The following is a 13750-nucleotide window of genomic DNA, read 5'->3' on the forward strand; positions in this document are numbered from 1 at the left end:
GCTTATCCCTAGTTTATGTCTTTTCTTTGCAATCCATCTTACCCAGATTGTTGCTATTTAATCCAGCTCAACTTGTAAATTGTCAATTAAACGTACTGAGCCCAAATAAGCAGCAGCTAAAATAACAAGTTGTTTGTCAGCCACGGTGGCTGGTTTTAGTGTAGAGCGCTCTGCAATCGAATAATAGTCAGGTTTTAGTCCTGCCTTTTCAAGTTGTGCTTTTGCATCTGCCTCAAGAGCTGCAATGTCTGCGCTGCCTTGTTTAAGTGCCGTTGCAGTATTATTTAGTGTGGCAAACAGTACTTTTGCGGTGTCTTTTTGCTCATCAGATAAATAGCCATTACGAGAGCTCATTGCTAAACCAGAGATTTCGCGGCAAGTAGGTACGCCAATAATTTCAACTGGGATAGATAGGTCGCGCGTCATGGTTTTAATAACCTGTAGCTGCTGAAAATCTTTTTCACCAAAACAAGCAAAGTCAGGTTGTACTAAATTAAATAATTTAGTGACAACGGTTGCAACGCCTTTGAAGTGACCAGGACGCGAGCCTCCACAGTAACCCATAGAAACCCCCGGTACATCGACAAAGCTTTGCTCGCCTAAACCATTTGGGTAAATTGTTTCAACGGATGGGGTAAACACGATATCAGTACCAAGATCTGCTAAACCTTGTTTATCTTCGTTTAGTGTACGCGGGTAACTATCAAGGTCTTCGTTGGCACCAAATTGCATCGGGTTTACAAAGATACTCACAACCACTTTATCAGCCAATGTTTTGGCTTTTTCAACAAGTGAAAAGTGACCTTGGTGTAAATTGCCCATGGTAGGCACTAGCGCAATGCTCAGGCCCGCTTGACGCCAAGCTTTGATTTGGCTGCGTAACGATTTAATTTCAGTGATTGATTGCATTTATTTAAACTCGTGTTCGGTACTTGGGAAAGCACCACTTTTTACATCTTCACAATACTTTTGCACTGCTGCTGGCATATTGCCGGTTTCTAATAAAAAGTTCTTTGAAAACTTAGGGATATAACCTGCCGAAATACCAACTAGGTCGTGCATTACTAAGATTTGGCCATCAGTTTGATTACCTGCACCAATACCAATGGTAGGAATGTTTAGCTCATCAGTAATACGTTTAGCAAGCTCACTTGGAATACATTCTAAAACAAGTAACTGTGCACCTGCCGCTTCAAGTGCTTTCGCATCGCTGACCATTTTATCGGCTTGAGATTGCTCACGACCTTGAATTTTAAAACCGCCAAAAACATGCACTGACTGAGGTGTTAAGCCTAGGTGGCCACATACTGGAATACCTTGTTGGGTCATTGCACGAATGCTGTCGTGCAGCCATTCGCCACCTTCAAGCTTAACCATGTTTGCCCCAGCACGCATCAGCTCTGCTGCATTTTTACAGGCATCAGCTGGGTTGGCATAGGTCATAAATGGTAAGTCAGCAATCACAAATAATTCGCGGCTACCGGCACGCACACAGCGAGTATGGTATGCAATATCTGTGTTGGTTACAGCAAGGGTGTCATCAGCACCTTGCAATACCATGCCTAGTGAGTCACCGACTAAGATCACCTCGACGCCATTATCATGAAACAATTTAGCAAAGCTGGCGTCGTAAGCCGTTAATGCGGTGATTTTTTGTTGTTCTTGTTTCATTTTATTCAAGGTTGAAACGGTGATTTTAGACATAATTTCCTCTAAGGCTTAGCCTTGGTTGATTACTGCTGAGGGAGTTGTTGTAAATCGTTTAAAGGCAACGTTTTTGTTATATCAGCAAGTGATTGATTATTCGGTAGTACAAGTGTTGGTGCAATTTCCAACAAGGGATAAACAACAAACTCTCGCTCTGTTAGGCCATAATGAGGCACAGTTAAGCGAGGGGTGTCTATCACGTCATTACCGAACAATAAAATATCTATATCAAGGGTACGCGGACCCCAGCGTTCTTCTTTTCTAACACGGCCATGCTCAAGCTCAATGGCTTGAGTTAAATCAAGTAACTGCTCTGGCTTAAGTGCAGTTTTAACACACGCGACTGCATTTACATAATCGGGTTGATCTTGTGGCCCCATTGGTTTGCTTGCGTAATCATGGGATACACAAACAAACTCAACATCTTTTAATGCTTTTAGGGCAGTGACAGCAGCATGAATTTGTTTACGTGGTGTGTTTAAGTTGGCACCTAAACCTAAATAAACGGTATGCATACTTAGTCTACTTTTTTCTTGCGTGGGCGACGACGGCGCTTAGGGCCACCTTGGTGTCCTAAGTTTTTAACCATCTCTTTTTGGCCATTAATGTCTTGGCTTAGGTAGGTTGTCCACCAATCAGCAAGCTCTTTTTGTTGCTCTTCGCCAGCTTGCACACGCAGTAATAAGAAATCATAAGCGGCTTTGAAGCGAGGCTGTTGAGTGAGCCTATAAGCGCGCTGACCACCTCGTTTATCAAGGCGTTGCTGAATATGCCAAATATCGCGTGCACCCAAGGTGAAGCGTTTTGGTACTGCTACCTGTTGCGCGTTTTCACTCAGCACTTTGTTCATTGCTTGTGCAAATGCATCGTACTCTGAAAGTTGGTCGCGTTGTTGTAACTTCTTCGCAATGCTCTGCAATGGGAACCACAATAAGGCTGCAAAAATAAAGGCTGGGGTGACTTTTTTATCAGCATTAATACGTTTATCGGTGTTTTTAAACATTTGCAGGATAAACGTATGCTCAAAGCCTTCAGGGTTGGCATCTAAGATTTTATCAAGCGCAGGAAATAATGCTTTGAATAAACCATATTGGCGTAGCATTAAGTAGTTTTCTTCAGCTTTGCCGTTTAAAAACAATTTGAGTGATTCTTCAAACAAACGAGCTGGCGGAATATGATCAAGTAAGTTAGCAAGGCTTTTAATTGGCTTTTCGGTGCCAGGTGCAATGCTCATTCCTAGTTTGGTGGCAAAACGCACTGCACGTAACATGCGCACAGGGTCTTCACGGTAACGTGTTTCTGGGTCGCCAATCAGCTCAATTTGTTTTGCTTTTATCGCGCTAATGCCATTGGCATAGTCATAAATACAAAAATCGTTAATTGAGTAGTAAAGTGCATTAATCGAAAAGTCGCGGCGCTCGGCATCTTCTTCGATGCTGCCATAGACATTGTCACGCAGGAGTTGGCCGTGTTCACTTGATTGACTAATTTGATTTTTGCTTTCTTCGGCTTCGTGATGGCCACGCATGGTCGCCACTTCAATAATTTCTCGACCAAACACGATATGGGCTAAACGAAAACGGCGACCAATTAGGCGACAGTTACGAAATAGCTTTTTGATTTGCTCAGGGGTTGCGTTTGTTACAACGTCGAAGTCTTTTGGTTGTTGGCCTAACAATATATCTCGAATACAACCACCTACAAGGTAGGCATCAAAACCACCTTCTTTAAGGCGGTACAATACTTTGATTGCATTTGGGCTAAATTGTTTGCGCGAAATACCATGTTCACTGCGCTCGATCACCAAAGGTAACTCGCTCGTTGGCAAAGCATCACTTGATGTCGTGGCATTTGGGCCAATAATCTGCCGACAAAATTGAAAAAGCTTAGAAATAATAATCTGTCTCCTACGACGCGGACTTTGCGACTCATCAAGTATAGCGTTTGTTTGATACTTCGCCGATGTGAGATTGACGTGTAATCAGTGTGTTTTAAATGGCGCTAAATTAAGGTGTTGATGATTCGCACACTTTGGGTCGCTATCATATACCAGCAGGGCTGAAAAATTAAGTTACTCGGCCTTTAAAATTGGCAATTTATTTTTCAATAGTAACAAAGTTACAAAAAGGAGAGTTTGGATCCTCGCTAACTTGTATTTCTTGCACCTTTGGTATGTGTTCAAGGCGGTAAGTTTCAATAGCCCAAACTAACATCTGTTCGATATTTAACGATAAAAGTGAGCTTTCTGGCTTTAAGCCTAAAAAGCGCAAGGCATCGAACAACGCGGGCTTTGGATCTGATTTTGCTATTGCCGGAGCGTAATTTTGTTTTGATAGCTTAAAACCGGGTTTAGCTACTGCTAAAGGTAGGTGGGCGTATTCTGGGGCCGGTTTATTTAGCTGCTTAAACAAACTGAGTTGTCGTGCGGTCGGTTCGAGTAAATCAGCTCCGCGAACGACTCTTGTAATACCTTGTGCAATATCATCGGCGACTACGACCAGTTGGTAAGCAAATAAACCATCGCTGCGCTTTATTAAGTAATCTTCTTTGGCAAGTTGGCTATCAACAGACACTTTACCTTGAATTAAATCATGGTAGTGACTGGTTGCAAATTGCTGGGTTAAACGTAGCGCTGAATCAGTTAAAGCGTGGTTTTTATAACGGCAGTGGCCTTGGTATACCCCACCGATTGCTTTAATTTCTTTGCGCGTGCAATGACATGCATAAACAAGGTTTTTCGAAATTAACTCGTCAACAATGGCTTGGTATTGCTCATGACGCTGGGTTTGGTATATAACAGGCTCGTCCCAGTAAAGACCGTAAGCCTCTAAGGTATGTAATATATCGTCGCTAGCACCGCTTACAACACGCGTTGTGTCGATATCTTCAATGCGTACTAACCATTTTCCTTGATTGGCTTTTGCATCAAGGAAGCTACCCACAGCCGCTATAAGTGAGCCAAAATGTAATGGCCCTGAAGGGGATGGCGCAAAGCGGCCACGATATTCACGCATTGGCGTGTTAACGGCTGTGGTAGACATGGGCTAATTAAAGGATGTAATTAACCGCGTCCAGATTGCTTTTCTTTAATTTCCGCAAGCGTTTTACAGTCTACACATAAATCAGCTGTAGGACGCGCTTCTAGGCGGCGGATACCAATTTCGATACCACATGATTCACAGAAACCAAAATCGTCTTCTTTGATTAATTGAATCGTTTTTTCAATTTTCTTGATCAGTTTACGCTCACGGTCACGAGTACGAAGTTCTAATGAGAATTCTTCTTCTTGTGCTGCACGGTCTACTGGATCCGGAAAGTTAGCTGCTTCGTCTTGCATATGCGATTTAGTACGGTCTACTTCGTTACGTAAATCGTTACGCCAAGCTTCTAAAATTGTTTTGAAATGAGCACGTTGTGCTTCATTCATATACTCTTCACCTGGCTGTTCCTGATATGGTTCTAACCCGGCCTGAGCCAATAACCCTAGTCTTTTTTGGTCTGGCATAACTTTCTCCTAAATCCTTAATATTTTGCCCAGCGTTAGCCGGCGGCTATAAATAGCAGAATCATTAGACTGAGGCAAATTTATTTTTAATTAATCCTCTTGACCTTGCGCTAATGATTGCTCAAATAATTATGGGCGGTTTTGTAAGCCCTTAACTATCCATAAATTTTTTAAATTTGCTAAGTTATATGGGCAAAAAAAAATAATACAACTAAAATAGTGCTTTTATTGTCGTTTTCGTAAAAGAGTAGCTTAGTTCAGAAAATCACATTTTTCTTGCAACTTAATTTCTTCTGCCGAAATTTTTGCTTTATAAGCAATCACTTCAACACCATTATCTATAGCTTCAGTTAAAAGTTGGGCGTATTTTGAGTCGATATGTTTTGCCGCACTCACTTGATTGATACCTTCATGTAAAACTGCAAAAAATAGCACTGCACGATGCCCTTGTTGCACCATCTCTATTAGCTCTCGCAGATGTTTTTGGCCTCGCTCAGTTTTTGCATCCGGAAAATACCCTTGCCCAGATTGTGGTTCTGTTTGCGAAAGCAATGTCACAGATTTTACTTCTACATAGCAATGGGGTTTATGTTTATCTGTTAATAAAAAGTCGATACGGCTATTTTCTTGGCCGTATTTTACTTCTGCAGCAATTCTTTGATAGTCAACAAGTTCAGCAATCGCGCCTGCATTTAAGGCTTCTTGCACAACTTTGTTTGCAATCGCGGTATTAACACATATTAAGTGATCGAATTGGTTCTGAGTTAATTGCAAGGATTGAGGGAACTTACGTTTAGCATTATCACTGGTTGAATAAAACGCTTTAAACCCAGGCTCTGCACATCCCGTCATTTTGCCGGTATTAGCACAGTGAGCTGTAAACTCTGTGCCATCGGCAGTTTTTAAGTCGGCTAAAAAACGTTTGTAGCGTTTAATTAAGGTAGCTGTTTGTAATGCGGGAGTAAATTTCATGGCTCTTAGTAATTCGTTTTTCTTTATTGTAAGTGATTCATTACGAGGATTGAACCACATCTCATAATGCTATTTATCGCAAGCTGTTGGGAACTGACGTTGGCTGTAGTAAACTCGAGTAACATTTTTAGCGCAAAGAGTATTCTAACATGTCAGAAAAATTTCTAGTTCAACTTAGCGAGCAGGGCGCTGCCGCACATTGGGGCGAAAAAGCCGCTCTTTCTTTTACTGAACAAGGCGCAACTGTTCATTTAACTGAGCAAGATACACTTAAAAACGTACAAAAAGCAGCACGTACGTTAGCTAATCAAGGCTTAAAAAATATTGCCTTAGTGGGCGATGTTTGGTGTACAGAAACACAATGGGCTTTCTACCAAGGCTTTGTTTCACCAAAGAATTTAGATGCTATTGAGTTTGTTGAAAATGCAAAAACAGACGGCAAAGAATTGGCTTCTTTAAAGCAAGCTGCGACGTGGGCTCGTCAAATGATCAATGGCACAGCTGATGATATTTTCCCAGAGAGCCTAGCTGGTAAAGCAGCTGAGTTTATTCAGTCACTAGCACCTGAGCACGTAAGCTACCAAATTATTAAAGGTGATGCTTTATTAGAGCAACAATGGATTGGTATCCATGCGGTAGGCCGTGGTAGTGAACGTCCACCAGTATTATTAGCATTAGATTACAACCCAACTGGTGATGAAAACGCGCCTGTTGCAGCCGCTTTAGTTGGTAAAGGCATTACGTTTGATTCAGGTGGTTACTCAATCAAAGCAAGTGAAGGCATGTTAGGCATGAAATGCGACATGGGTGGCGCAGCAACTGTGACTGCAGGTTTAGCACTTGCTATTAGCCGTGGTATCAACAAACGCATTAAGTTGTTCTTATGCTGTGCTGAAAACTTAATTTCAGGCCATGCCTACAAACTTGGTGATATCTTAACGTATAAAAATGGCACCACAGTTGAAATCGTTAATACCGACGCTGAAGGTCGTTTAGTGCTAGCTGATGGCTTAATGGCTGCAGGTGAGTCTGGCGCGCCATTAATCATTGATGCAGCAACGCTAACAGGCGCTGCGCTTGTTGCTGTTGGTCAAGAGTACAATGCATTGTTCGGTCTTGATAAAGAGCTTGTACGTGACGTACAAGACTTTGCAGAGCAAGAAATGGAAGCTGCTTGGCCACTACCACTTGAAAAGTGGCACCAACAAAATTGCCCGTCGCCATATGCTGATACGGCAAACAGTCGTCCACAAAAAGGTGGTGGCTACGGTGGTGCTTCTAATGCGGCTGGTTTCTTATCACGCTTTGTGCCAAATGAAGGTAAAGGTTGGGTTCACATTGACCTTGCTGCTGCATTTAACATGGGTAGCACAAGCGAGTGGGCTGCAGGCGCAACAACACAAGGTATGCGTACCGTTGCAAGAACATTACTAGAAAAAGCATAAGCAATTACCTTTTTCTAGTTAATTAAAAGCCCCTTAACTTTATCTAAGTTAAGGGGCTTTTTTAATCTAAAGGGTAATTTTACAAACTGATACAAGCTTTTTTGAGTAAATTAGTATAAAATCACGCCCCACATTTTCTCATCCTGTGGTTAGTTTTTATTAAATTAGCTACACTTGAATGATCAATTCACACTGGGGTCTCTATTTATGTCAGATAAGTGCTATATCACTGCGCAGCAGCTTCTTGAAGATTCATTTCGTGTTGCGGCACAAGTTTATGAAGATGGTTTCCGTCCTGATTTCATCATTGGTATTTGGCGTGGTGGTGCTCCAATTGGTATCGCAGTTCAAGAATATTACGATTACAAAGGTATAGAAACTGACCATATCGCAGTGCGTACTTCTTCGTATTACGGTATTAACCAGCAATCTAAAGAGATCAAAGTTCACGGTTTGCATTACATCATTGAAAATGCCAATGCAGACAATTCATTACTAATCGTTGATGACGTGTTCGATTCTGGCCGCAGTATTTTTGCATTAAAAGAAAAGCTTTCGGAGTTAATGCGTTTAAACCTACCACGTGATATTCGCGTTGCATGCCCATATTACAAGCCGAAGAACTCAAAGGTAGACATGGTGCCAGATTACTTCATTCATGAGTCTGAAGAGTGGTTAGTGTTCCCTCATGAACTTTCAGGCCTAACGCCAGACGAAATTATCGAAGGTAAATCTGATTTAGCGAACATCCACGACATTTTACTTGAAAAGTAACCTTGTCCAAATTTTTCATAAAAGGCTCTTAGTGAGCCTTTTTTATTGTCTTAAATTAAGAGCGTAAAACTCCCTATTGATAATAGGGTAGTTTAAGCTGCACAAATGCATTGATGCTTATCAAAAAAGAAAAGATTGGTGTTTATGTATATTTTTTAAAGGCAATAAAAAACCGCGCATAAGCGCGGTTTTAAAAGCTTTATTAGCGTCGTGGACTAGCCACCGTTACCAGAACCACCAGTACCACCAGTACCACCAGTACCACCTGTGATTGGTTGCTCAACAACTTCACAAACTGTAGGTATATCAAGAGTTACAGGTGTTGTGTTTACCTCTAAATCTTGAGAAAGCCATTGTCTATTACCATAGTCATAATATCTAATTGAATAGCTTGAACCTTCCTCTAAAGCAACATTAAATGTAGCACCTTCTCCATAGTAAGTATTTACAAGTGCATTACCTGAGAATAGACGAGAATATGTAGGTGTAGGAACTGGATCAGCGTTAACATCAAAGTCTTCAGTGTTACTACAAACTAACTGAGTAGTAACTTGCTTAGAAATAATGCCAGGGTTTGAAGTAGTTAGCTTTAAAGTTTCGCCATCTAAATCACAAATATTACTAACGCTCAATTTCGTAGCAGTAGTACCCGCATCACTTGCTAAACCGGCTAAAACGTTTGCACCCTTTTGACGTATTTTCAATGTAACAGGGAAGCCAGGAGGATTAGCTATATTAGCTTGTGAATAATCGCCTCTATTAGCTCTTAAATTACGAACATTACGGCGGAAACCGTTATTCTCAATTACTAGACTATATCGGCCTGCATTTGGTTGGTCGTTACTGTCAACAATATCGAATGATACGCTAGAACATTGATTATTGTTGAAGTAATCTAAGTTCCAATAAGATAAGTGATTAACGTCTACAGAAACGTCAAACGTGTCTGCACTATCATTGTCTGTAACTTCACCATAGCTTTCAAAAGACCACTTACCAGCGTCTTCATCATAACTCCAAACTGGGAATACATCACCTACAGCGATTTTACGAGCTGTTGGAGAAGTTAACGTACAAACACCCATGCTGTAGCCATTAGCTTCTGCATATGCCGAAAGGTCAGTTGTACCAGCCGGAACTGAAACTGGACATGGGTTTGAAGTATTCTGATCTACCTGCATTGCAACAGTAAGAGAGTTTCCTTCACCGAATGTTTTTACTTTATTACCAGCATCATCAGTAAGCTCGATTGCAACGAAACCACCTGATGTAAATGAACCAGAAACATTTGAATCTGAGCCATCAGGGTTTGCAACAGAAAGGGCTAAACCACCAGGAAATGCATCAAGAGATGAATTTTCAACTGTAGCGCTATCAGCTTCAGTTTCATTACGTGTTGCTTCGTTAGCAAAGTAAGCCACAGTGATTTCAGGCACTGTTTCTAAAGCTGTACCGTCAGCAGTTAAAAACTGAGTACCGTTTTTAATTTTAACAGTAGTACCACCAACAGCAACGCCAGCTTTGTTTACAGATTGAGGAAGTTCAATTTCGTCTTTATCACCAGAAACACTTAAGCCGGTTGTTGGATCATAGGCTACAGTTGTATTTTCACCTTCAGGTACTAAAGATTCTAATGATTTAGTTTCTGCAACAATAGGAACATCAGAATCAGCTAAATTACGTGGCGTTAGTCGGATTTCATCAGCTGCTACGTTTTCAGTAGTTGTTACTGTGAATGAGCCAGAATTATTTAAGTATCCTTCAGCAGAAACAACATAATCGTAAGTTACGCCGTCAGCAGGGATCGACTCAAGAGTAAAGCTGAAAGCTCCATCTGTAGTTGACTTGTCTTCATCAGAAAGTGCATCACCAGCAACACTTAGTAAGCCATCTTCAGAAGATGTAAATGTGATGGTTGCCGTCACTGATTCATCAAGCAATTCGCCTGTAGCATCAATTAAGCTAACGGAGATAGCACCTGCTTGAGTCTCAGCTGCCGTAGGTGGAACTGCTACATCTTGTGTTGGAACTGGTGGCTCAGGCACTGTGTCGTTTTTGTCGTCATCACTCAAACAACCACTTAAGCTTAAAGTGACACCTAACGCTAGCGCTAGCTTGGTTAGTTTAAATTCATTGTTTCCCATAATCGTTACCTTTCTTTCCTTTCTCGTAAAGTAATCAGACTTTTATTAGAGCAAATAGTACCGGTTTGTGCACCGAAAAAACGCCACACATGGTTATCTGTTATTGAAGGATAAGCGTACATTATATATACGTCAAGTGAACATTATATATACTTTCATTAATAAAATAAGAAAGTTCTGTCTTATCTTTCAAGTGCAACAGCTGATAACAAACCGCTTTGCTAAATTGTAATATAGAGTCTTACTGTTAAGAAGCTTAACTCTATGAATATTTATAGATTATCCAACTGAACTTGTGCTGACTTTGCTTTTCAGTTTGGTAATATTATTTTAAAGCATTTAAGAAAAATTTGTAACACATTTATAACTGCGCAAAACTTTCTACGTAGTCACTAAGCTTGTCGATATCTACCACTTGTAAACCTTGATTGCTTCGCTGCACTAAGCCTTTTTCAACTAGTTCTGTAACTACTCGTCTATAAGCTCTTTCTGTGGTAGCAAAGCGCTCAGCTTCAGCATTTACGGTAGGGTAGGCACGCAGTAGTGTTGGGTTGCTGTTTTCTGCTCTTAATAAGCAATCTTTAGCTATGTTGTAGCTTAGTGGTAATAGCAGCTTATCTAAGTTTATTTTTTGGTTTTCTTGGAACTTAGCAGCAATTGTTTGCGCCGTGTACAAGCTTAACTCTGGCTTTTCTAATAGTAGTGCGCGCCAGTGTTTAAGCTCAATTAGGTTATAACTTACATCGCTAAAGCACGTAACTGTGTAAATACACGGGTAGTTATTCAGTGCTTCAATCTCACCAATCAGTGTGTTGTTACAATCAAGCTGGCCCAAAAGAAGGCGTCGGCCATTACCCACGTCATAGCTGAACGACACTGTGCCGCTTCTCACTAATACGAGTTTTGACAAAGGTTGATCTTGGTGGATCAGCACTTCTTTTTTAGCTTGTTGAAAACTACTGCCAGCAAATGTCAGTAATTGGTCAACAAGATAGCTTGAAAAATGATATTGAAACATTAACGCCGCTCTTCGGACAATTGTCCTATTTATTACATCTTAATGACGTTAGCATTAAGATTCTAAGAATTTACGCTAACTTGCTAGTAAGGTGTTTCACGTTACTGATACCTTCATTTCCCGTGTAATGATTTTAAAGCCAAGATTATTCTTAAGCTTTACAAGGTTTTTAGTAAGTTAGCTTTTTTATTTTATTGTCAAACTAGCACAGAGTGCGTCAAAAAAAATGACAAGCTCCAATGCTAACCTAAAGCCTAGGAGAGAACAATTGAGTTGGGAATATTTAGGCTATTTAGCGTCAGCACTGTTGGTTGCTTCTTTGACAATGAGCGATGTAGTAAAACTACGCTGGCTCAACCTAGCAGGATGTATTGCATTTACCTTCTACGGGCTGGCAATTGGTGCCGTTCCGGTAGCCTTTACCAATGGCTTACTGGCGTTTGTAAATATTTACCACATCGTTAAATTAAAGCGTCAGCAAAAAGCTGACGCTAAGTAGCATTATTCCTCTTTTTTATATTTTAGCTCGCCCGCAATCCAAGTTTGCGTCACGTTTATATCGTGGATCTCAGAAACTGGGGCTTTGTAATAGTCTTTATCAATCAAAATAAAGTCAGCCCACTTTCCTTGTTCTAAACTACCTACCTTAAACTCTTGATGTGCAGCATAAGCACCACCTAAAGTAAACGCACGCAAAGCTTCATCACGCGATAGCAGCTCTTGTGGTCGCCAGCCACCTTCAGGAAGTTGATTATGATCCATTCGTGTAATGGCTGAATATAAGCCATCAAACGGATCAGCAAGTTCTACAGGAAAGTCAGAACCTGCTGCAATTACAGAGCCTTGCGCTAAAAAGGTTTTCCAAGCATACGCCCCTTCAAGTTGTTTTTCAGTTAGGCGCTGCTCTGCCATATGCATATCAGAGGTTGCATGAACAGGCTGCATTGATGGAATAATTTTTAACGTTTTAAAACGAGGGATATCTTCAGGAGTAACAATTTGTGCATGTTCAATTCGGTTACGCAGTAAAATCCCACCGGTTTTTTTAAACACATTTTCATAGGCATCTAGCACAACATGATTGGCTTTATCACCAATGGCGTGGGTGTTCGCACTAAAGCCATGGGCAAAGCTTAAGTTGAATAGTTGCTCAAGTTTTTCTTGGGTTTCAAGCATTAAGCCATGGTGATTTTTACGATCAGCGTATTCCTCGATAAGGGCTGCGCCTCGGCTTCCTAAAGCACCATCCGCATACACTTTGACACTTCGAATCGACAGCATGTCATTCATGTCTTTATATTTGCCCGCTTTGAGCATGGTTTCTAGTTGAGGATCGGCAGCACTTAGCATGGCAACGATTCTTACGGGAAGGGTATTTTGCTCAGAGCGCTGCTTGTACACTTGCCACGTGTCGTAATCGATACCGGCATCATGGGTTGATGTAATACCCAAACTTAGTAGATGTTTACCTGCATTATCTAATGCCGTATTAATGCTGGCATGGCTTGCTTTTGGTACATGTTGGGTAACAAGCGTTTCGGCTTTATCAATGAATACCCCTGAAGGTAAGCCAGAATCTAACTTTAAAATTTCACCGCCGGCAGGAGAGGGAGTTTGTTTGGAAATACTTGCAAGTTCCATGGCTTTTGAATTAACCCACACAGCATGGCCATCAACGCGAGAAAGCACCACAGGTTTGTCTTTTACATATTTGTCTAAATCAGCTGCAGTTGGAAACTCACCGCCTGGCCACTGCTCTTGATTCCAACCGCGACCAATGATCCAACCTTGTTTATCTTTGGCAAACTCAGCCAGCATTTTGCCAACCTCATCTGCCGAGTTCGTATTTCTGACATCAAGTTGTGAAAGGTTATTACCTAAACCAATTACATGGCCATGAGCATCGACTAAGCCAGGTAACAACGTGGCTTGCTTGCCATCAATTGCGGTGGCGTCAGGGAAGCTATTTTTAATTGAGTCATTGCCTGTTTTTACGACTTTACCGTCTTTAAAAACCAGTGCAGAAAAGTGTTGGGTTTCGCCTTTGTAGGTAGGCGTGTAGCCATTTATATTATAAATAACAGTGGTGTTGGCAAAGCAGCTAAGTGAAGCTGTTGCTAGTAAGCTGATGATGAGTTTCATAATCTTCTAATAGTTTTTATTGATTTATGAAAACAGTATCAGA

Annotated in this window: 13 protein-coding genes; 3 read left to right on the forward strand and 10 right to left on the reverse strand. The window is 41.1% G+C overall.

Annotation, left to right across the window (positions count from 1 at the left end):
* Positions 1 to 57: 57 nt before the first annotated feature.
* The 7 genes from panC to sfsA form a co-directional block, all read right to left on the reverse strand.
* Positions 58 to 909, reverse strand: a complete 852-nt coding sequence (gene panC, locus EXT43_RS05480) for a pantoate--beta-alanine ligase (RefSeq protein ID WP_062564855.1) — start codon at positions 907 to 909, stop codon at positions 58 to 60.
* Positions 910 to 1704 (reverse strand): 3-methyl-2-oxobutanoate hydroxymethyltransferase, encoded by a 795-nt coding sequence (gene panB, locus EXT43_RS05485; RefSeq protein ID WP_062564856.1) that lies wholly within the window; start codon positions 1702 to 1704, stop codon positions 910 to 912.
* 29 nt (positions 1705 to 1733) lie between these two features.
* Complete coding sequence (gene folK / locus EXT43_RS05490; protein ID WP_062564857.1) at positions 1734 to 2222, reverse strand: 2-amino-4-hydroxy-6-hydroxymethyldihydropteridine diphosphokinase; 489 nt, start codon at positions 2220 to 2222, stop codon at positions 1734 to 1736.
* A gap of 2 nt (positions 2223 to 2224) precedes the next feature.
* Positions 2225 to 3511 (reverse strand): polynucleotide adenylyltransferase PcnB, encoded by a 1287-nt coding sequence (gene pcnB, locus EXT43_RS05495; protein ID WP_240701472.1) that lies wholly within the window; start codon positions 3509 to 3511, stop codon positions 2225 to 2227.
* A gap of 292 nt (positions 3512 to 3803) precedes the next feature.
* Positions 3804 to 4748, reverse strand: a complete 945-nt coding sequence (gene gluQRS, locus EXT43_RS05500) for a tRNA glutamyl-Q(34) synthetase GluQRS (protein WP_130166530.1) — start codon at positions 4746 to 4748, stop codon at positions 3804 to 3806.
* A 20-nt stretch (positions 4749 to 4768) separates the two neighbouring features.
* Positions 4769 to 5212 carry an RNA polymerase-binding protein DksA gene (gene dksA / locus EXT43_RS05505; protein ID WP_054551179.1) on the reverse strand — a complete coding sequence of 148 codons (444 nt, stop codon included), beginning with the start codon at positions 5210 to 5212 and terminating at the stop codon, positions 4769 to 4771.
* 252 nt (positions 5213 to 5464) lie between these two features.
* On the reverse strand, positions 5465 to 6184 hold the full coding sequence (gene sfsA, locus EXT43_RS05510) for a DNA/RNA nuclease SfsA (protein WP_130166536.1): 720 nt from the start codon (positions 6182 to 6184) through the stop codon (positions 5465 to 5467).
* A gap of 149 nt (positions 6185 to 6333) precedes the next feature.
* Here sfsA and pepB point away from each other — a divergent pair, with 149 nt between their 5' ends.
* Positions 6334 to 7629, forward strand: coding sequence for an aminopeptidase PepB (gene pepB, locus EXT43_RS05515; protein WP_054560873.1), 1296 nt, complete (start codon positions 6334 to 6336; stop codon positions 7627 to 7629).
* Between the two features lie 207 nt (positions 7630 to 7836).
* On the forward strand, positions 7837 to 8403 hold the full coding sequence (locus EXT43_RS05520; RefSeq protein ID WP_054560872.1) for a phosphoribosyltransferase family protein: 567 nt from the start codon (positions 7837 to 7839) through the stop codon (positions 8401 to 8403).
* Positions 8404 to 8618: 215 nt separating this feature from the next.
* Here EXT43_RS05520 and EXT43_RS05525 read toward each other — a convergent pair whose 3' ends face one another.
* Together EXT43_RS05525 and EXT43_RS05530 are read right to left on the reverse strand one after the other, a co-directional pair.
* Positions 8619 to 10547, reverse strand: a complete 1929-nt coding sequence (locus EXT43_RS05525) for a hypothetical protein (protein ID WP_062564859.1) — start codon at positions 10545 to 10547, stop codon at positions 8619 to 8621.
* Positions 10548 to 10908: 361 nt separating this feature from the next.
* Positions 10909 to 11565 (reverse strand): Crp/Fnr family transcriptional regulator, encoded by a 657-nt coding sequence (locus tag EXT43_RS05530; protein ID WP_054560870.1) that lies wholly within the window; start codon positions 11563 to 11565, stop codon positions 10909 to 10911.
* 268 nt (positions 11566 to 11833) lie between these two features.
* On the opposite strand from EXT43_RS05530, the gene EXT43_RS05535 reads away from it, so the two are divergent.
* Positions 11834 to 12064: a YgjV family protein gene (locus tag EXT43_RS05535; RefSeq protein WP_062564860.1), complete on the forward strand. Its 231-nt coding sequence runs from the start codon at positions 11834 to 11836 to the stop codon at positions 12062 to 12064.
* A 2-nt stretch (positions 12065 to 12066) separates the two neighbouring features.
* Here the strand turns inward: EXT43_RS05535 and EXT43_RS05540 are convergent, their stop codons facing one another.
* Positions 12067 to 13707, reverse strand: a complete 1641-nt coding sequence (locus tag EXT43_RS05540) for an amidohydrolase (protein WP_062564861.1) — start codon at positions 13705 to 13707, stop codon at positions 12067 to 12069.
* Positions 13708 to 13750: the final 43 nt, after the last annotated feature.

This window comes from Pseudoalteromonas sp. CO109Y (assembly GCF_004208935.1).
In the GTDB taxonomy this organism is placed as follows: domain Bacteria; phylum Pseudomonadota; class Gammaproteobacteria; order Enterobacterales; family Alteromonadaceae; genus Pseudoalteromonas; species Pseudoalteromonas shioyasakiensis.